This is a genomic window from Arthrobacter sp. NPDC055585 (assembly GCF_053619115.1).
Genome location: NZ_JBSHIT010000003.1, coordinates 99,630 through 118,225, shown reverse-complemented (window position 1 = coordinate 118,225; position 18,596 = coordinate 99,630). Strand labels below are relative to the sequence as shown.

Sequence of the window (18,596 nt, the reverse complement as noted above, 5' to 3'; positions counted from 1 at the left end):
CAGCTTCGTCAACACCAAACCCGATCCAGACGTTAAGCCCCGGCCCAGCAGCCCGGCGTGCCAAAGTCATCACGCCCACTGGCCCGGGTTGCCCGCCCTCAGACCGCAGCCAGAAGATTTCGGGCTTCCGTCGCCACACGCTAGGCCGCAGCAAACGCCGCCAGAGCCATGAGCCCAAGCACCGGGAGGACCACCCAGCCGACAGAGAGAAACGTACTCACTACATACGCGGCGAGCGCCATTACGCCAGTCGCCACAGTCAGGGTGTCCCGGGTACGCACAGCCAACGCCAGCAGCGCCGCACCGTATACCCCGCTGAATGTCACGCTCCACAGCGGAGGCGCCAGAAACAGAGAAGCAAAGCCCAGCAGTACGAGCGCACCACGCTGGCGGCGCACGTTCAACCGGTTCTCCGTCCGGGCGACAAAGAAGTATGCGCAGAAGATCAGCAGCGCCGGTAGAAACATCGGCAGGAGCACGGGAAGCGGATGCAGACCCGGAAGGATCCCGGACAGGTCCAGGGGCTCCCACGGCGGACGGAATCCGCCGTTCCCGCTGAGTTCGCAGAGCAACGCGAGTACCGCGCCCATCCCCACGGCACGCAGCAGCCAGGCGCCGGCGGCGGCGTCGGCTATCCGGCCAGCCTCTTCAAGGCCTGTGTCCGGTGCACTGTCCACCCCTGCAACACTCTCTGCTGGAGGCATGGCCCCCGCGGCCGGCCTCCCCATAGCTCTCTCCCCCACGACTTCCCCCGTTGGACTCCCAGCACCACAAATGCGAATGCAGTCCTATCTGGGCGCAATCTAGCACGGGCATAAGGCCCGACGACGGCGCATGCGGACATTGGGAGCCTGGACGGCGTTCCAAGGGGCCTGGTGTCCCCGTCACACCCCCGCGAAAAGAAACACCAGAGCCAGAAGCGCCGGTACAGCCTGGATCAGGGCCGGACGGAGCATACGGGAGTCCTTCAGCAGCAGCACCACACCGGCAAGCATCATGGACGCAGCGGCAAACCCAACCAGGGAGGCACCGACGGCCACATTCCCCATTCCGAGCAGCAGGACGCCAAGGACTGCACCCACAGCAAGGAAGAGGTTGTAAAACCCCTGGTTGTAGGCGAGCGCCTGGGTGTGGGCCGCCTGCTCTCCGTTCGGAATCTGGAACAGTGCCATGGTTGCAGGAGCCGTCCACCGGATGGACTCAAGCACAAAGATGTACACGTGGATGGCAGCGGCTATAAGTGCGAAGACCGATGCGGCTACAAGCATGGTTCCTCCTTGCGGTACCGGAACACCCAGAGACCCGCTTACCCCAATGCTCGCACCCGGCTCAGCGCCCCACAATGAGCCGTGACAATGAAGCGCCGTAAACCCGGAGGAACGCGGAGGAACGCGGAAAGAGACTAGCGGTGCTCAGCCGGACGGCGGGTGCGGCCGAGGGCAGTCTCCAGCCATCCCGCCACTGTGTCTTCCCACCGCGCAGGGTCGACGTTGTATTCGCGGGTATGGCCGCCCTGCGGGAACCGGACGAACGTCACCAGATCGGGATTCTTCTCGGCCAGGTCCGCAGACGGTCCCACCGGAACAAACTCGTCCCGCTCGCTGTGCACAATCAGCACCGGCGTCCGGATCTCCTCGGCCCGGGACACCCAGTCCATGCTCCGCAGATCAAGCGGCGCCGCAAGCCCGGTCAGTGTGCGCCCGGCAGCATTGGAAATCAGCCACTGGCCCAGCCGGCCAACCTGCGCGGGAATCCGGTTCAGCCGCGCGTGGTGGGCCAGGACCTCCACCCAGTTCACCACCGGACCGTCCAGCACGAGCGCGCGGATGTGCCGCTTCAGCGGGGATAGATCGGCAGTCTGCAGCGCAATCGCACCGCCCATGGACCAGCCGAAGAGCACGACGTCGCGTGCACCGTTCTCCAGCGCGTAGCGGATGGCTGCTTCGACGTCGCGCCATTCCGTCAGTCCCAGACCGTACCGGCCGTCTGAGGCGTAGGGGGCTTCGCCGTCGTTCCGGTAGGAAATCAGGAGGCTCGTCATCCCGGCACGCCGGGCGGCCCCCAAACCGCGGAGCGTTTCCGTGCGCTGGGCACCTCGGCCGTGGACCATGATGGCCCACGTTCCTGTGTCGTCCAGCGAGCGCACCAGCCAGGCCGGAGCCTTGCCGTTCTCTACATCGATCTCCACATCCTCCTGCGGGAAACCGGCAGCCGACGGCGACGGATGGATGGCCCCGGACCACCAGCCCCGCACTGCAGTGGCGATGTCACCGGAGTAGACCTGTTCGACGTCGCGCTGCACAGTTCCTTCGCGCGGCACATAGGAACGGATCTCTCCAATGCGGGCATGCCCGGCACCGCGGTCCCAGTACAGGCCGTAGGTCCCGGGAACTGTGGTGTCCTCGTTCGCGGGCAGGATGACCTGCAGGCCGTGCGGGGAGTCGATGACGGCGAGGATTTCGAGGTTCTCGTCGCGGTCCTTGCGCGGGGTGACGATCTGCCGCGCGAAATAAACCGCAAGGCCCGACGTCGCGGCCAGGACGGCGGTAGAGGCCGCAACACCCATCCCCGCACCGAAGGCAGTCCACTTGACCCACGGCGCAGCCAGCCCGGAGGCAGATTCGGTAACGTCGGATGCGATAAGAACCATGCCTTTATTGTTACCGACTTTCTCCCCGGGCAGGTAAACGCCGGTTCAGGACATTCCGGCTGGCACCGGGACGCACAAAAGCTAGGCTGGCGGAATGAACCCAACGATTCTTGTGCTTACCGAAGAAACGCTGAACGAGGCAGATGCCCGCAACCTGGGCTATCTGGCAGAGGACAACCCGGTGCGGTTCGATGTGCTGGTGCCGGCAGATCCGGGGCGGAACATGCTTGTGGACGTGCTGGATAACCTGAGCCTTCTGGACTTCGCCGCCGCCTACCGCAACATCGCCGGCCCGCATCTGAGCCGGAAGCTGGAGGTCAAGGCCGCAGAGCAGGAGCTGGCGGAGTCACTGGACCTGCTGCGCGGATTGGGGTTCGACGCCGAGGGCCGGGTCACGGGCGAGAACCCGGTAGAAGCGGTGGTTCAGGAAGCAAAGCGCGTCCAGGCCCAGCAGGTGGTGGTGATCACCACTCCGCATGCTGTGGAGGACACGTTCGGCACTGACTGGGCGAATGAGGCCCAGGACCGGCTGGGCATCCCGGTGCTGCACCTCTACTCCGGCTCCACCTTCATCGGGGACTCGTAGGAGACTCCAGCCACAAGTGGAAACCGAAACCGGGACTTATTGGCCGGTTCCCGACGTTGTGAGGAACAAGAGCAGTACAGGAACGAACAGGAAGGCGGCAATGAACAGCACCAATGACACCGGCACGCAGTTCCCGGTCCAGAAGTCCGACGACGAGTGGCGCCGCGAGCTGACACCGGCCGAGTACCAGGTACTGCGCAAGGCGGGCACGGAACGCCCGTACACCGGAGAGTACTGGGATACCAAGACCGAGGGCGTGTACGCCTGCCGGGCCTGCGGGGCGGAACTGTTTACCAGCAGCGAGAAATTCGATTCGCACTGCGGCTGGCCCTCCTTCTTTGCGCCGCTGGCAGAAGGCAAGGTGCGCTACCTGCATGACCGCAGCATGGGCATGGACCGCGTAGAGGTCCGCTGCGCGAACTGCGACTCCCACATGGGACACCTGTTCGAAGGCGAAGGGTTCGACACCCCCACCGACCAGCGGTACTGCATCAATTCGATCTCCATCAAGCTGGTCCCCAAGACCGCTGACGGGAACTAACCGGCACACCGCGCAGTTGCCGCCCGGCCATTGTGCCCCCCGGTAGCCCGCCGTACGCTCGAATAACGGGTCAAACACGTTTTCGGCCCAGCGTACGGCGGGCTTTTCCGTGCCCGCGCGCTGGACTGGACAGCCAGGGAGCTGCAATGGGAACAGACCAGTATCACGAGCCGCCGTCGGAACTCTCCGCCGAAACACGCACGTTCGCCAGGATGTGCGCCAGCCTGAGTGAAGAAGCCGAAGCCATTGGCTGGTATGTCCAGCGCATCTCGGTGGAACCGGATGCGGCCTCCCGGGCGATCATGCAGGACTCGCTGGGCGAAGAGTTCAAGCACTTCTCCATGGAACTTGAGTTCCTGCTCCGCAAAACACCCGAATGGCGGGAGATGGCCCGCGGCATCCTCTTTACCGACGGCGACATTGTTGCCCACGGCGAAGCCTCAGAGGCAGCGGCGACCGACAACGACTAGGTCCCAGCGCCGCAGCCACAGGCTGCCGATCCCCGGAGGTGCATGAGCTTTGGCACGGCCAACCATTCTGGACCGGTTCCGTCCGGTGGGGGCACCAGGGCCTTCCGGTCCCGCAGGAGTCCCATCCACGGACCAGGAAGGGCCCGACGCCGAACTGCTGCCCGTCTTCGCGGCATTGAAGCCGGACACCGACGAAGGACGGGCGCAGGTCGAAGCAGCCGCAGCGCAGGCAAGGAACCTGCTGGCCGACGCGCGGCGCCAGGCCGAAGCCGAAGTGGCCCAGGCCCGGCTTGATTCCGGTTCCGTCCGTGCCCGGGCCGCCGAAGAGGTAACCCAGCAGGCCGCAGCCCAGGAGCAGGAACTGCTGGCGCAGGCGAGGAACCGTGCTGAACAGCTCAGCCAGGCAGCGCAGGAACGCCTACCGGCGCTCGCCGCGAAGATCGCCGCGTCCATCCCCCGGGACTACCTCGGAGCTGCGGACAACGGCGGCACGGGAGGGCAAACCCCATGAGGTCGGACTGGGTGGCAGCGACCGTCCGTGCCAAGGCCATGGCCCGCCGGCGGGCCGGCGCCGGGCTCTGCCGCGACGCCGCGGCGCTGGGCACTCTGTCCCAGGCCGTGGAACTCTTCGAACAGACCGGCTACGGCCCGGAGCTGGCTGCGAACAGGAACACTCCGGGGAATTCCGGACGGAGCGGCTCCGGCCCGGAGCTCGCCGCGGCACAGCACGCGACGCGCCGCAGCGTCCTCTGGCAGCTGCGGGTCCTGGCCGGGTGGCTGCCCGTCTCCGGCGCACGGATGGTCCGCGCGGCCGGAGCCGCATTCGAGCTTGCCAACATTACGGTCCTTGCCCGCCGACTGCAGGAAGACGCGGCTGAAGAAGCCGGAACCCCGCTGCGCAGAAGCGTTGCGCTGCCTGAGTACTTCGAGCTGGGCGGACTTGCCACCGCCTGGCCGCGGCTGTCCAGGGCCGGAAACATTGCCGAGCTGGTGGACATGCTGCGCACCAGCCCCTGGGGAGACCCAGGCACTCCGGAGGACCTGGCGGACACCCTGGGCGTGGTCTGGATCCGCCGGCTGGCCGCCGCCGCGCCCCAGACCCGCAGCTGGATGGTCTCCGGCGCGGCGCTGCTGGCGGCGCGCCGGGTGCTCGTCCAGCCCGGCACGTCCGGTGAGCCGGGTTCGGCGGTCCGTCCCGACCCGGAGAGCAGGCTGAACAGCCTGCTGCAGCCGATGATCGGCGGCACCTGGGCCCAGGCGCAGGACGTTGACTCCTTCCGGGCAGCGCTTCCGGCCGCAGCGGCGCCGGTGCTGGTCGGCGTCGAGGAACCCGGTGACCTCTGGCGGGCCGAAGCAGCGCTGCGGGCACGGGTCGAGGAAGATGCGTTCCGGCTGCTGCGCTCGGGGCTGCCCGGACCGGACGTCGCAGTCGGGGCAGTCACCGTACTGGCGGTGGACGCCTGGCGGGTCCGTGCTGCGATGGCCGCAGCGGCCTCCGGCGGCGGAAGCGAGGTGCTTGATGCAGTGGCGTGAGACCCTCAGCCCCATCCGGATGGACCGCGTGGCGGTCATTGCTCCGACTGACCGGACACGGGAGGCGCTGGAACAGGTAGCCCGCAGCGCCGCCGTCGAACTTGAACTGCCCTACACCCCCGGTGACGGGCCGGAGGAAGTGGACCGTGCGGCCGAAGCCGCAGTGGAGAACGGCGCCGTCTCCGGCCTGGTGGGCTGGGCGCCGTCGCGCCGGGTTTCTGAACTGCAGCAGACGCTCAAGCCGCTGGGTGCCGGGCTGGTGCCGCTGAAGGCACCCCGCGGCGTCCAGCCGCCCACCCTGCTCACCGGAAACGAACGCCGCACCCGGCAGGCACCGAAACTCTCCCGCCTGCTGGTGGACACCTACACCACGGTGCCGTACGCAGACGTGGACCCGGCGCGGCTGGCCGGACTGGCGTACGTGGTGATGTTCGGCATGATGTTCGGCGACGCCGGGCAGGGGCTGCTGCTGGTGCTCGCCGGGCTGATCGTCCGTTCCGGGAGGATCGCGAGAATCCGGCGCTTCCAGCGGACCTGGCTGTTCATCTTCGGCGCCGGACTGGCAGCAGTGTTCTTCGGCGTGCTGTACGGCGAGTTCTTCGGGCCCACCCACGTCATACCGGTGCTTTGGCTGGAGCCCGTGGAGAATCCCATCCCCCTGCTCATTGCCGCCCTGATCTTCGGCGCGGTGCTGCTGGCCGTGGCCTTCACGGTCGGCACCATCAACCGGGTCCGCGAAGGCGGCTGGGGGTATGCCCTATACGCCCGGACGGGCCTGGCCGGGGCGCTGCTCTTCCTCGCCGTCGGAATGCTGGCCGGCGGGCTGGTGGCCGGCTGGACCCCCATGGTGATCGCCGCAGCCGTCCTGGCAGCGCTGGCCCTGGTGCTCATCTTCACCGGGCTGTTCGTTGAAGCCGGCGGCGGGGGAACGGGCACCATGCAGGCATCGGTGGAGCTGGTGGACACGGTCATCCAGCTTGCCTCGAATCTGGTGTCCTTCACCCGCCTCGCCGCGTTCGGCCTCACCCACGCTGCCCTGATGTCCATCGTCTGGCAGGGCACCACCGCCCTGTGGCATCCGGACTGGCGGGCCGTACTGGCAGTTGTGGTGTTCCTGGTTGGCAACGCGATCACGTTCGCGCTCGAAGGGCTGGTCGCAGCGATCCAGGCGCTGCGGCTGGAGTACTACGAGCTGTTCTCCCGCATCTTCACGGACGAAGGCCGTCCGTTCAAACCCTGGAGCCCCCAGCTGCCCGAATCCGCGGCATCCGGTTCGTCCACCACCGAAAGGCAAACGCCATGAACCCCTGGTTTGCCGGCATCCCCCTGGCACTGATCATCACCGTCCTGCTGGCCGGCGGAGCGATCTGGCTGCTCCGGCGCCGGCGCGGAGCGGGCATCAAGGTGATGCTCGGCGTGAACGGCCTGATCATGGCCGGTGCCCTGGCCCTGCTCGCCGCGGCCTTCGCTGCAGCACCGGCCACTGCGTCCGGCGGAGCGGCAGGAACGGCCGTCTCCATGGCCACGGACGGCAGCGGCAGCTCCAGCGCGGCCCTGCTCGGCGCAGCGATCGCCGTCGCCGGATCCTCGATTGGTGCGGCGATCGCTGTTGCGTACACCGGTTCCGCCGCGCTCGCAGCCATGAGTGAACGCCCGGAAATCTTCGGCCGCGCCATGGTGGTGGTTGGCCTGGCTGAAGGCATCGCCATCTACGGGCTGATCATTTCCATCATCCTGATCGGCCAGGCATGAGCACCCGGACGGTCATCGCGGCACTGGGCGCGCCGGGGATCCTGGCCGGCTACGAGCTGGGCGGCGCCCGGCTGGTCCCCGCGAAGTCGGACGAGGACGTGCTGCAGGCGTGGGAGCAGCTTCCCGAGGACACCGCCGTCGTTATCCTGACCGCCGACGCCGCTGCCGCCCTGGCCGGGCATCTGGACGATCCCGCGGCTCCGCTGACCGTGGCGCTGCCCGCATGAGCAGCCTGCCGCGCGCCGCAGCAACGGCCCTGATACCGATCCGCGATGCCATCCGCTCCGAGGCCGCTGCGCAGGCTCAAACCATCCTGGACACCGCGGAACGGCAGGCGGCGGACATCCGCGAGCGGGGCCGTGCCGAGGCAGAGCAGATCCGTAGCCGGGCAGAGGCGGACGGCCGGGAAGCGGCGCGAGCCGAAGCCGTGCTGCGCTCCGCCCGTGCGCGCCGGGCAGCCGGCGGCACGGTCCTGGCCCGGGAAGAGGAACTGCGCGGGCAGCTGCGCCGGCAGGTCCTGGCCGAGGCCGCCAAGCTCCGTGAAGATCCGCGGTATCCGGCCCTGCTGGACTCCCTGCGGGACCAGGCACGCAGCCTGCTCGGTCCGGACGCGCAGATCCGTGAAGCTCCCGGAGGCGGGATCACCGCCAGCCTCGGCTCACGCAGTGTGGACCTGTCCTTGCCTGCCCTGAGCAACGCAGCCATGGAACGCTATGCCGGGGAGGTGCGGGACCTGTGGCAGGAGTAAACACCGGGGGCATCCCCCGTGAGCAGCCGCCGCCCGGAACAAGCGCGGGCCGCATCCGCCGGGTCAGCGGACCACTGGTGGAAATCAGCGGGCTGCCGGACGTTTCAATGCTGGAAGTGGTGGCACTCGGGCCGGACCGGATCTCAGCGGAGACCATCGCCGTCAACGGGAACGACGCCGTCCTGCAGGCCTACGAATACACCGGCGGGCTGAAGGCCGGGGACACCGCTGAAGGAACCAGCCACCAGCTCTCCGCCCTGCTTGGCCCGCACCTGCTGGGACAGGTCTTTGACGGCCTGCTCCGGCCGCTGTCCTCGGCTCCCCTGTGGCTGAGCGCGGACCGGGAGGACGCCGCAGAGGACCATCTGGTCCTGGACCGGCAGTGGAAGTTCGAACCGCAGGCCACCGTCGGAGACACCGTCACCGCGGGGCAGGTGCTCGGCACCGTGCCGGAAGCCGGCAGTGTGCCCTTCCGGGTAACCGTGCCGCCGGGAGTCGACGGTGAACTCACCTGGCTGGGCAACGGCATGCTGCGCCCGCTGGAACGGGCCGCAGTCGTGGCAGGCACGGAAATCAACCTGGCCCAGCGCTGGCCGGTCCACCGGCCCCGGCCGGTCGCCTCGAGGCTCTCCGACGCGGTGCCGATGCACACCGGGCAGCGGGTGCTGGACCTGATGTTCCCGCTTCCCCGAGGTGCCGCCGCTGCGGTACCTGGCGGCTTCGGCACCGGCAAGACGCTGCTGCTGCAGCAGATCGCCAAATGGTCCGACGCCGATGTGATCGTCTACGTGGGCTGCGGCGAGCGCGGCAACGAGATGGCGGATGTCCTCGACGGGCTCAGCCACCTAGAGGATCCGCGCACCGGCGGTGCCCTGCTGGAGCGGACCGTAATCATCGCCAACACCTCCAACATGCCCATGATGGCGCGGGAAGCGAGCATTAACACCGGGGTCACCGTCGCGGAGTTCTTCCGCGACATGGGCTACCACGCTGTGGTGATCGCCGATTCGACCTCCCGCTGGGCCGAGGCGCTGCGCGAGTTCGCCAACCGCAACGGTGACCTGCCTGCCGAAGAGGGCTATCCGGCGTCGCTGGCCTCGGAGCTGGCCGCGTTCTATGAACGTGCCTCACTGGCCGTCACGCTGGGCGGGGAAACGGCGTCGGTCACCGTCATCGGTGCCGTCTCTCCCCCGGGAGGCGACATGAGCGAACCGGTGACCACCGGCACCCAGCGGTTTGTCCGTTCGCTCTGGCAGCTGGACCGGGACCTGGCGTACTCGCGGCACTATCCGGCAGTGAGCTGGCGCGGTTCCTTCTCCCGGGACGCCGATGCGCTGGGGCGCTGGCACGCAGCCAACGGGGATCCCGAGTGGGCCTCGCGGCGTGCCCGCGCCAGTCTGATCCTGGCCGAGGCCGACCGGCTGGCCGCCCTGGCGGAAATCATCGGAGCCAACTCGCTGCCCGGCCACGAACAGGTGGTTCTGCTGGGCGGGCGGCTGCTGCGCGACGGCGTGCTGGTGCAGAACGCGCTCAGCGAGAACGACGGCTACTCCTCGGCGGCCAAGGGCGCCGCACTGCTGCAGGCGGTGCTGGACACCATCGACGCCTGCCAAGATCTGGTGGCTCACGGCGTGCCGCCGGCCACCGTGGATTCCTTCGACTTTTCCCCGCTGCTGCGCCTGCGCGAGTCCGCCGGGCCTTCCGACGCCGAGGGCGTCACCGAACGCGCTGCGGCCTTCCTGGCCGGGCTGAAGGAGCTGCAATGACCGTCCCGAACCGGAACCTGGTTTCGCACCGCGACGTGCGTGAGCTGCGCGGGCCGCTCATGGTGGTAGGAGATGCCGACGGCGTGGGCTGGGATGAGTTCGCCGGTGTGGACGTGGACGGCGAAGCGGAGCGCCATGCCCTGGTGCTGGAGGTTGACGGCGACCAGGCCCTGCTGCAGGTTCTGGAAGGCACGGAGGGAATGCGGCTGGGCGGGATCTCGGTGCGTTTCCAGGGCCGGCCGCTGCACATCCCCGTGGGGCCTCAGTGGCTGGGCCGGGTCTGCAACGGACGCGGCGAACCGCTCGACGGCGGTCCCCCTATTACTGCGGACACGGTGGAGCCGGTAAGCGGATGGCCGCTGAACCCGGTCTACCGCATTCCCCCCAAGGAGGCGGTGATCACCGGTATTTCCGCCATTGACGCCCTCACCACCCTGGTCCGCGGGCAGAAACTGCCGATCTTCTCAGTGGCCGGGCTGCCGCATCTGACCCTCGCGACGCAGATCGCCGCCCAGTCCCGGACCGGCGGCAAGAACTTCCGGGTGGTCTTCGCAGCCATGGGCATGACCCACGCGGACATTTCCTACATCCGGGACCGGCTGGAGGAACGCTCCGGCGCCGGGGAACTGGTACTGCTGCTCAATGCAGCCGATGATCCGGTGATTGAACGCATCCTCACCCCGCGAATCGCACTGAGCATCGCCGAGCACCTGGCGTATGAGGAAGGCAGTGACGTCCTGGTGGTCATGAGCGACATGACCAGCTACGCCGAAGCCGTCCGCGAAGTCTCCGCGGCCCGGAAGGAAATCCCGGCCCGGCGCGGCTACCCCGGATACCTCTACAGCGACCTGGCAACCCTGTACGAACGCTGCGGACGGGTTCAGGGCCGGGAGGGTTCCGTGACGATCGTTCCGGTGCTGACCATGCCCTCGGGAGACATGACCCATCCGGTGCCGGACCTGACCGGCTACATCACCGAAGGCCAGATTGTGCTCTCCCCGGAGATCAGCGCGAGGGACATCTATCCGCCGGTGGACGTGCTGTCCTCCCTGTCCCGGCTGATGCGCTCCGGGGCCGGCAAGGGCCGGACCCGGGAGGACCACCTGGACGTAGCGGCACAGGTGTTGGCGGCGATGGCGAGGGCCCGGCAGGCCTCGGAGCTTGCGGAACTGGTGGGCCAGGAAGCACTGGGCGAGGCAGACCGGGCCTATATCGAGTTCCGGGCGGTGGTGGAGCAGAAACTGCTGAACCAGGGGGTGGATGAATACCGGTCCCTGGAGGCGACCCTGGGCCTGGCGTGGGAAGCCCTGGGTGTGCTGCCGCGCCGCGAGCTGAGCATGCTCTCCCCCGAGCTGCTGGATAAGTACCTCCCCGGACCGATCGGCGGAGCCCGGCTGTGAGCGGCACCGGCCGGGCAGCACGGGCAGAAACTGAACGCCGGCTCGAAACCGCACGGCGCGGGGCCGAACTGCTGGACCGCAAACAGCAGATCCTGCGGATCGCCATCGGCAACCGGGCCGAACAGTCAGAGGAAAGCCTGCGCCGGTTCCACGAGGCGTCCGCCCGGGCCACCCTCTGGCTCGGACGGTCACTGGCGCTGGACGGGCTGGGCCGGATCCGGGAGTCCGTTCCGGACACCCTCGCCGAGGCGGAGATCCGGTGGGGCGGGGCGATGGGCATCTCCTATCCCGAAGACGCCGCGGTGAACCTGCCGGCCCAGACACCCTCCGCGGGGTCATCGGCCCTGCTCTACGCCGCCGCCGCGCACCGGGACGCGCTCGCCGCCGCCGTCGTTCATGCTGCCGACGCGCGGGCCCTGCTGCTGGTCAGCCGGGAGCTTGCCGCCACCCGAACCCGGCAGCGCGCCGTCGAACACCGCTGGATCCCGAAGCTGGAGGCAGAGCTGGACCGGATCCAGCGCAGCCTCGCGGAACAGGAACTGGAGGAGAGCCTGCGCCTGCGCTGGGCTGCCGGCGCCGTCTAGGCCGAAACGTCTTCCCAGTCGAACGGCGTGATCTCCTGGTTGACCCAGTCCTGGCGCAGGATCGCGTACGCAACCGATGCCAGCCGGGTGCCGTCCGCGGTGGGCCAGCCCTGGCGGTAGTGCGCTTCCTTCAGGAATCCGGCACGCAGGAACGTCCGGCGCATCGCGATGTTGTCCTCGCGGGTCTGGCCTTCAAAGCGGACAGCCTCCGGGAACCGCTCAAAGACCATTGCGCACAGTTCCTTCAGGACTTCCACGCCCAGCCCGCGGCCGCGGTATTCCTCCCCCAGCCTCAGGTCGAACATGGGTGTGTCTTCTTCCAGGTCGTCCAGGACCACCAGTCCGATGCGCTGCCCGTCGTCCTCGATCCAGAACCCTACGGACTCCGAACTCCAGAAGCGTCCGTCCTCCACGAGTTTCCGGGCGGACTCCTTGGAATGGACGGGCAGAACGTGGAAGGGGAAACGGTTAGAGGTCAGGAACTGCACCAGAGCCGTGGACTCACTACTGGACTCCACCATGGGCAGGAAACTAATGGTCATGGCGGAAGTCTAGGAGAACGGGTGAATATCAGCCGAGCCGTTCGATGATCGTGACGTTGGCCTGCCCGCCGCCCTCGCACATGGTCTGCAGTCCGTACCGGCCGCCGGTGCGTTCGAGCTCGTGCAGCATTGTGGTCATCAGGCGGGCTCCGGTGGCGCCGATGGGATGGCCCAGGGAAATGCCGCCGCCGTTGACGTTGACCCGGGACATATCCGCCTCCAGCTCGCGCTGCCAGGCCAGGACCACGGACGCGAAGGCCTCGTTGATCTCCACCAGGTCCATCTGGTCCAGGGACATGCCGGTGCGCTTGAGGGCGTGCCGGGTGGCTTCAATTGGGGCGCTGAGCATCATGACGGGATCGTCCCCGCGGGCGGAGATGTGGTGGATCCGGGCCCGCGGCTTCAGACCGTACCGGCGCACTGCGTCCTCGGAGGCCAGCAGCAGGACGGCAGCGGCGTCGGAAATCTGCGACGACGTTGCAGCGGTGAGCTTGCCGCCTTCGCTCAGCGGTGCAAGGGAATCAATCTTTGCCCGGTTCGGGACCCGGGGTCCTTCGTCGGCCGTGATGCCGGCAAGCGGCAGGATTTCGCGGTCAAAGCGCCCCTCGGCCTGGGCTGCGAGCGCCCGTTCATGGGAGCCGACGGCGAAGTCCTCCATCTCTGCGCGGCTCAGCCCCCAGCGGTCCACCATCAGCTCCGCGCCGATGAACTGCGAGATCGGCTGCGTGCCGTAGCGGGCTTCCCAGCCGGCCGACCCGGCAAACGGGTTATCGAACCCCAGCTCCCGGGCGGCAGTGTTGGCGTAGGACAGCGGCACCGAGGACATGCTCTGCACCCCTCCGGCGACCACCAGGTCAGCGGTCCCGCTCATCACCGCCTGCGCGGCATATGTCACTGCCTGCTGCCCGGAGCCGCACTGCCGCTCCACCGTGGTTCCCGGCACCCGCTCGGAGAGCCCGGCTGCGAGCCACGCGGTGCGGGCAATGTCCATCGCCTGCGGGCCCACCTGGTCAATGGCACCCAGGATCACCTCATCGAATTCACCGGACTCGATGCCGGTACGCCGCACCGTTTCGCCGATGACGGCGGCAGCGAGGTCAGCCGGATGCACACCGCTCAGTCCCCCGCCGCGCCGGCCGACCGGAGTGCGCACCGCGTCGATAATGAATGCTTCAGCCATGGTCTATCCCCTGCACGTAGAGCGGCCTGTGTTCTGCACCACACTAAGCCAAAACACCTCCCGTCCGGTCTCCCGGCGGGCTCCGGGTAGAATGGAAAGCTGTGATCGCAGCGAACCGGCTGCCCAGCACACGCAGCCCCACCCCACACCCAAGTCTGAAAGCAGCGGAGTGTCCCAACAGGTTTCCACCACCGTCAGCACCACCGCCTCCCGGGAAATCGTGAAAGAAGCCGCCCGCCGGCGGACCTTCGCCGTCATTTCCCACCCGGATGCCGGCAAGTCCACGCTGACCGAAGCGCTGGCCCTGCACGCCCGCGTCATTGGTACTGCGGGGGCAACCAACGGCAAGGACAACCGCCGCGAAACGGTGTCCGACTGGATGCAGATGGAGAAGGACCGCGGTATCTCCATCAGCTCCACCGCACTGCAGTTCGCGTACCGGGACACCGTCATCAACCTGCTGGATACCCCGGGCCACGCCGACTTCTCCGAGGACACCTACCGCGTCCTCGCCGCCGTCGACTGCGCCGTGATGCTGGTGGACGCAGCCAAGGGCCTGGAAACGCAGACCATGAAACTCTTCGAAGTCTGCCGCTCCCGGAACCTGCCCATCATTACCGTGATCAACAAGTGGGACCGCCCCGGCCTGGACCCGCTGGCCCTGATGGATGAAATCACCGAACGCACCGGGCTGGCACCCATGCCGCTGACCTGGGCCGTTGGCATTGCCGGTGACTTCCGCGGCGTGTGGGACCTGCAGAAGGACGAGTTCGTCCGCTTCACCCGGCAGAACTCCGGCGCCTCGCTGGCACTGGAAGAGCACTTCAGCCCCGAAGAAGCCGCAGCAGCGGAAGGTGATGCGTGGGAAGACTCCCTCGGCGAAGCCGAACTGGTCATCGACGGACGCGAGTTCGACCGGCAGGCCTTCCTGGACGCCAAGGCCACCCCCATCCTGTTCTCCTCCGCTGCGCTGAACTTCGGCGTGAAGCAGATCCTGGATGCCCTGGTTGAACTGGCGCCGTCCGCTTCACCGCGCGTGGACAACGACGGCGGCCAGCGCCCCGTCGATGCCCCGTTCTCCGGTTTTGTATTCAAGGTCCAGGCCGGCATGAACAAGGCCCACCGGGACCACGTCGCCTTTATCCGCGTCTGCTCAGGCATCTTCGAGCGCGGCATGGTCGTGACGCATTCGAACACCGGAAAGACCTTCGCCACCAAGTATGCCCAGCACCTGTTCGGCCGCGAGCGCGAGGTGATCGACCAGGCGTACCCGGGCGACGTCGTCGGACTCGTCAATGCCTCTGCCCTGCGGGTGGGTGACAGCCTCTACGTCGAGGAACCGGTGCAGTACCCGCCGATTCCGTTCTTCAGCCCCGAGCACTTCCGGGTGGCCCGGTCCCAGGATCCCAGCCGCTACAAGCAGTTCCGCCGCGGCATCGACCAGCTCGAGCACGAGGGCATCATCCAGGTGCTGCGCTCGGACCGGCGCGGAGACCAGGCACCGGTGCTGGCCGCCGTCGGCCCCATGCAGTTCGAGGTGGTGGAAGACCGGATGAACCAGGACTTCAACGCCCCCATGCGCTACGAACAGCTCTCCTACTCCCTGGCACGGCTCACCGATGCCTCCGCCGCGGACATCCTCAGCAATGTGCACGGCGCAGAGGTGCTGGTCCGCACCGACGGAGCCTATGTTGCAGTCTTCAACGACGTGTGGGCGCTGCGGCGGGTGGAGAAAAACCATCCGGAGGTTCCCCTGGCCGTGATCGGCACCGAGTCACCGAACAGCGCGGGGTACTAGGCCCGCGGAACTGGTTTCCGCAGGCTCTGGCCCTGCTTACCTGCCCGGCGTACTTTTTTGCCCGTCGCTTCCAGACGGGAGAGAGGCTATGGGCAGCACCAGCCCCAGCAGAAAACCGGCAGCAGCCAGACTCCTGCGCGCGGGCATCGAGTTCCTCGTTCCCGTCGCATTGTTCTACGGACTTCGTGCGGCCGGCGTCAGCGCCTACGCCGCGCTGCTGGCCGGGACAGCTGTTTCGGTGGCGGGCTCCCTCGCGGACCTGCTGCGGTCGCGGAAAGTTTCCCCGTTTGGCCTCTACGCCCTGTCGCTGATGGTGCTCAGCACGGTGGTCTCACTCATCCCGGGCGACGAGCGGTTCCTCCTGGCCCGCGGCGCCCTGGTCATGGGAGTTTCCGGTCTGTGGTTCCTCATTAGCGCGGCAACACACAAGCCCCTGGTCTACGTTATGAGCCGGCCCATTCTCGAGGGCAGGTTCGGCTGGCCCGGGCAGTGGGACGTCCTGTGGGAGCAGCTGCCCCGGTTCCGGAGGATCTGGCGCATCAGCTCCGTGCTGTGGGGCGTGGGACTCTGCACTGACGCCGGGCTGCGTATCTACATGGCGTGGCACCTGCCGGTGGACGCCGTGCCCGGTCTGACGACGGCGCTGACCACGGGCACAGCCATTACCCTGATCGCGGTGGCAAACATTCACTACCAGGTCTCGGGCGCTGCCCGCGCCTGGTCGCCGTTCTACGCCGGCGTCCCCTGGGCGGTGGAGAACTACCCGAAGGCCCGCTGGGCCAAATCCCGCGGCCAGCAGCCGAAAGCATAAGCGTTGCTAATCTGAATGTACTTTGAGGCTAAGTTCAGTTGATTTGTGGCTACGCTGGGGCCATCACATCTTCCCGGCCCGGGAGTTAGTGCAACCGGAAGGTCTCAGCTATGTCATCCACTGCTTTCTCCTCCCCCGCGGACCAGCTCGCTGCGCCCGAGGACTCCGCCGCCTGGCAGCGGCTGAAGACTGCGGCTACTGAGTTCGCGCAGTTCCAGGAGCAGGACGGCTCCGTGCCCGCGGACCACAAGGGCGCTGCCGCCGAGCTGCTGGAGACCGTGCGCGGAGCCGTCGCCGAGCTCGCCCCTGCCTTCCCCCACGATGCCGAATACCTTGACCTGGTGATCCGGGACCTGGACCGGTGGCTCGAAGCTGGCCTGGAAGTGCCCGACTTCCTCGATTCACTGATGGCCTTCCAGCCACAGCTGGACCGCACCGACGGGCTCCTGCATCTGGTGGTGTTCCCTATGTACACGCAGAACGGCTCCCGGTCCCGCCTGCTCGAGGCTGTGCTGGTTGAAGTGATCTGGCCGGATTTCATCGCGGAGCTGGAAGCCGGCGAATACTCCAACAAGCTCTTTGTGCCGATCCGTTTCCGGGACTTCACCCCGGGCTATGACACGAACTCCGCCGTCCTGTTCCCGGAAACCGTCGCCGTGCGCGAGACACCCACGTTTACGTGGGGCGCCATCTTCGCCGACCGCGAGGCGGCACGTTTCCGCCGGGTCCTGCGGGCCGCGGCGGAGATCACGTCCCTCGAACTCCCGGAGGGCGCAGCTGAGCTGCTGGACAACCAGGAGCTCACCGAAGAGACCTTCGTGATGTGGGACCTGATCCACGACCGCACGCACATGCGCGGAGACCTGCCCTTTGATCCGTTTATGATCAAGCAGCGGATGCCCTACTTCCTCTACTCGCTCGAAGAACTGCGCTGCGACCTCACGGCCTTCCGCGAATCGGTGAAGATCCAGAAGGACGACGACGCCGATCCCAAGGCGCGCAGCACTGCCCAGCTGGTGCAGTACGCGGTGATCTTCGACCGGATTTTCCGCTTCGCCATCACCGGTTCCCGCGTGCGCAACTACGACGGCCTGGGCGGGCAGCTGCTCTTCGCCTGGATGCACCAGCACCGAGTGCTGCACTGGACCGACGGCAAACTCAGCATCGACTGGGACGAAGCCCCCGCCGTCGTAGTCAAGCTCGGCGAGGAAATCGAGGACCTCTACTGGCGTTCCATTGACCGCCCGAAGACAGCCCACTGGCTCGCCGCGTACGCTTTGGTGTCAGGCACGCTGACACCCCACCCCGCTTCCCGCTGGGCGAAGGGCCCGGACGCGCTGCCGCTCGAGGGACCGCCCCGGGCACTGACGGACCAGGTGCTCGACGACGAATTCCCGCTGTCAATGTTCTATGAGGCGCTGTCGAAGAAGATGGCACCGGTCATCGAATCCACCGCCGGAATCACAGGGAGCAGCACGTCATGAGCGCAGCCGGAGCAGAGGACACCACCGCACTGGCAGGGCTGAAGGTCCTGGTGGCCGGAGCGTCCTCAGCCTCCGGAACAGCGGTCTGCAAAGCCCTGGCTGCGGCCGGCGCGAAGGTAATTGCCGTCGGTTCCAGTGCCGGGCGCCTGGCCGAAGCGCTGGAGGACGTCTCCGGGGTTGAACTCCGCACGTGTGATCTCAGCCGGCAGGGCGACGTCGACGGGCTGGCCCGGGACCTGCAGGCCGAAGGCGGCGTGGACGGGCTGATCCACCTCGTGGGCGGCTGGCGCGGCGGGGGAACCCTCGCAGACCAGAGCGATGAAGACTGGGACTTCCTGCAGCAGAACATTCTGACCACACTGCGCAACGTGAGCCGCAGCTTCATCGGAGCGCTGGCGGCGTCCCCGCACGGGCGCCTGGCAATCGTCTCCTCCACCGCGGTTGAATCCCCTACCAGCGGAAACGCCGGTTACGCGGCAGCCAAAGCCGCCGCTGAGGCCTGGGTGCAGGCCATCGCCGCCGACTTCAGCGGCACCCGGGCCGCCGCCGTCGTCTTCGTTGTAAAGGCGCTGGTGAACGATCCAATGCGCGCGGCGGCGCCCGAGCGGAAGTTCCCCGGTTACACCAGCGTCGACGACCTCGCCGCAGCCTCTGTGCGGCTCTTCACCACCGATGCCGCACAGATCAACGGAAAGCGGATCAGCCTGGTGCCCCGCACCTGACCCGTTTTCACCAATGACCCACCTTGAGG

21 protein-coding genes are annotated in these 18,596 nt (G+C 67.5%); 16 read left to right on the top strand and 5 right to left on the bottom strand.

The genetic code is table 11. The annotated features are described in order from the left end of the window. Positions 1 to 140: 140 nt before the first annotated feature. The 3 genes from ACWGQ2_RS06755 to ACWGQ2_RS06745 all read right to left on the bottom strand — a co-directional run bounded on the left by ACWGQ2_RS06755 (position 141) and on the right by ACWGQ2_RS06745 (position 2,650). Entirely contained in the window at positions 141 to 677 is a 537-nt protein-coding gene (locus ACWGQ2_RS06755) for a hypothetical protein (protein ID WP_452015585.1), read from the bottom strand. 207 nt (positions 678 to 884) lie between these two features. Then, positions 885 to 1,268 (bottom strand): DUF1304 domain-containing protein, encoded by a 384-nt coding sequence (locus ACWGQ2_RS06750; protein ID WP_452015583.1) that lies wholly within the window; start codon positions 1,266 to 1,268, stop codon positions 885 to 887. 134 nt (positions 1,269 to 1,402) lie between these two features. Beyond that, complete coding sequence (locus tag ACWGQ2_RS06745; RefSeq protein WP_452015581.1) at positions 1,403 to 2,650, bottom strand: alpha/beta hydrolase; 1,248 nt, start codon at positions 2,648 to 2,650, stop codon at positions 1,403 to 1,405. A gap of 94 nt (positions 2,651 to 2,744) precedes the next feature. On the opposite strand from ACWGQ2_RS06745, the gene ACWGQ2_RS06740 reads away from it, so the two are divergent. From ACWGQ2_RS06740 to ACWGQ2_RS06685, 12 genes are all read left to right on the top strand, one after another. Continuing rightward, positions 2,745 to 3,236: a hypothetical protein gene (locus ACWGQ2_RS06740; RefSeq protein WP_452015579.1), complete on the top strand. Its 492-nt coding sequence runs from the start codon at positions 2,745 to 2,747 to the stop codon at positions 3,234 to 3,236. A 100-nt stretch (positions 3,237 to 3,336) separates the two neighbouring features. Then, positions 3,337 to 3,777, top strand: coding sequence for a peptide-methionine (R)-S-oxide reductase MsrB (gene msrB, locus ACWGQ2_RS06735; protein ID WP_452015577.1), 441 nt, complete (start codon positions 3,337 to 3,339; stop codon positions 3,775 to 3,777). Between the two features lie 146 nt (positions 3,778 to 3,923). Next, positions 3,924 to 4,247, top strand: a complete 324-nt coding sequence (locus ACWGQ2_RS06730) for a ferritin family protein (protein ID WP_452015575.1) — start codon at positions 3,924 to 3,926, stop codon at positions 4,245 to 4,247. 49 nt (positions 4,248 to 4,296) lie between these two features. Further along, positions 4,297 to 4,758 carry a hypothetical protein gene (locus tag ACWGQ2_RS06725; RefSeq protein WP_452015573.1) on the top strand — a complete coding sequence of 154 codons (462 nt, stop codon included), beginning with the start codon at positions 4,297 to 4,299 and terminating at the stop codon, positions 4,756 to 4,758. After that, a complete protein-coding gene (locus ACWGQ2_RS06720) occupies positions 4,755 to 5,780 on the top strand; it encodes a hypothetical protein (protein ID WP_452015571.1) in 1,026 nt (341 codons plus the stop codon). The genes ACWGQ2_RS06725 and ACWGQ2_RS06720 overlap by 4 nt, the downstream gene beginning before the upstream one ends. Beyond that, the gene (locus ACWGQ2_RS06715) at positions 5,767 to 7,083 is read left to right on the top strand and encodes a V-type ATPase 116kDa subunit family protein (protein WP_452015569.1); all 1,317 of its coding nucleotides are present in this window, start codon (positions 5,767 to 5,769) and stop codon (positions 7,081 to 7,083) included. Before ACWGQ2_RS06720 ends, ACWGQ2_RS06715 begins: the two co-directional genes overlap by 14 nt. Beyond that, positions 7,080 to 7,532: an ATP synthase subunit C gene (locus ACWGQ2_RS06710; RefSeq protein ID WP_452015567.1), complete on the top strand. Its 453-nt coding sequence runs from the start codon at positions 7,080 to 7,082 to the stop codon at positions 7,530 to 7,532. The genes ACWGQ2_RS06715 and ACWGQ2_RS06710 overlap by 4 nt, the downstream gene beginning before the upstream one ends. Beyond that, positions 7,529 to 7,759 (top strand): hypothetical protein, encoded by a 231-nt coding sequence (locus tag ACWGQ2_RS06705; protein ID WP_452015565.1) that lies wholly within the window; start codon positions 7,529 to 7,531, stop codon positions 7,757 to 7,759. Before ACWGQ2_RS06710 ends, ACWGQ2_RS06705 begins: the two co-directional genes overlap by 4 nt. Then, positions 7,756 to 8,280 (top strand): hypothetical protein, encoded by a 525-nt coding sequence (locus ACWGQ2_RS06700; protein WP_452015563.1) that lies wholly within the window; start codon positions 7,756 to 7,758, stop codon positions 8,278 to 8,280. Before ACWGQ2_RS06705 ends, ACWGQ2_RS06700 begins: the two co-directional genes overlap by 4 nt. Further along, a complete protein-coding gene (locus ACWGQ2_RS06695; protein ID WP_452015561.1) occupies positions 8,268 to 10,046 on the top strand; it encodes a V-type ATP synthase subunit A in 1,779 nt (592 codons plus the stop codon). Before ACWGQ2_RS06700 ends, ACWGQ2_RS06695 begins: the two co-directional genes overlap by 13 nt. Continuing rightward, positions 10,043 to 11,446, top strand: a complete 1,404-nt coding sequence (locus ACWGQ2_RS06690; RefSeq protein WP_452015559.1) for a V-type ATP synthase subunit B — start codon at positions 10,043 to 10,045, stop codon at positions 11,444 to 11,446. The genes ACWGQ2_RS06695 and ACWGQ2_RS06690 overlap by 4 nt, the downstream gene beginning before the upstream one ends. Beyond that, complete coding sequence (locus ACWGQ2_RS06685) at positions 11,443 to 12,030, top strand: V-type ATP synthase subunit D (protein WP_452015557.1); 588 nt, start codon at positions 11,443 to 11,445, stop codon at positions 12,028 to 12,030. The genes ACWGQ2_RS06690 and ACWGQ2_RS06685 overlap by 4 nt, the downstream gene beginning before the upstream one ends. Here the strand turns inward: ACWGQ2_RS06685 and ACWGQ2_RS06680 are convergent. Together ACWGQ2_RS06680 and ACWGQ2_RS06675 are read right to left on the bottom strand one after the other, a co-directional pair. Next, positions 12,027 to 12,572, bottom strand: a complete 546-nt coding sequence (locus tag ACWGQ2_RS06680; RefSeq protein ID WP_452015555.1) for a GNAT family N-acetyltransferase — start codon at positions 12,570 to 12,572, stop codon at positions 12,027 to 12,029. The genes ACWGQ2_RS06685 and ACWGQ2_RS06680 overlap by 4 nt on opposite strands. Positions 12,573 to 12,600: 28 nt before the next feature. Beyond that, positions 12,601 to 13,752: an acetyl-CoA C-acetyltransferase gene (locus tag ACWGQ2_RS06675; RefSeq protein WP_452015553.1), complete on the bottom strand. Its 1,152-nt coding sequence runs from the start codon at positions 13,750 to 13,752 to the stop codon at positions 12,601 to 12,603. 169 nt (positions 13,753 to 13,921) lie between these two features. Between ACWGQ2_RS06675 and ACWGQ2_RS06670 the strand changes: the two genes are divergently transcribed. The 4 genes from ACWGQ2_RS06670 to ACWGQ2_RS06655 all read left to right on the top strand — a co-directional run bounded on the left by ACWGQ2_RS06670 (position 13,922) and on the right by ACWGQ2_RS06655 (position 18,567). Next, the gene (locus ACWGQ2_RS06670) at positions 13,922 to 15,550 is read left to right on the top strand and encodes a peptide chain release factor 3 (RefSeq protein WP_452015551.1); all 1,629 of its coding nucleotides are present in this window, start codon (positions 13,922 to 13,924) and stop codon (positions 15,548 to 15,550) included. An 88-nt stretch (positions 15,551 to 15,638) separates the two neighbouring features. Next, positions 15,639 to 16,361 carry a VC0807 family protein gene (locus tag ACWGQ2_RS06665; RefSeq protein WP_452015549.1) on the top strand — a complete coding sequence of 241 codons (723 nt, stop codon included), beginning with the start codon at positions 15,639 to 15,641 and terminating at the stop codon, positions 16,359 to 16,361. A gap of 110 nt (positions 16,362 to 16,471) precedes the next feature. Continuing rightward, positions 16,472 to 17,845, top strand: coding sequence for a DUF6421 family protein (locus tag ACWGQ2_RS06660; protein ID WP_452015547.1), 1,374 nt, complete (start codon positions 16,472 to 16,474; stop codon positions 17,843 to 17,845). Next, positions 17,842 to 18,567: an SDR family NAD(P)-dependent oxidoreductase gene (locus tag ACWGQ2_RS06655; protein ID WP_452015545.1), complete on the top strand. Its 726-nt coding sequence runs from the start codon at positions 17,842 to 17,844 to the stop codon at positions 18,565 to 18,567. Before ACWGQ2_RS06660 ends, ACWGQ2_RS06655 begins: the two co-directional genes overlap by 4 nt. The last annotated feature ends 29 nt before the right edge of the window (positions 18,568 to 18,596 follow it).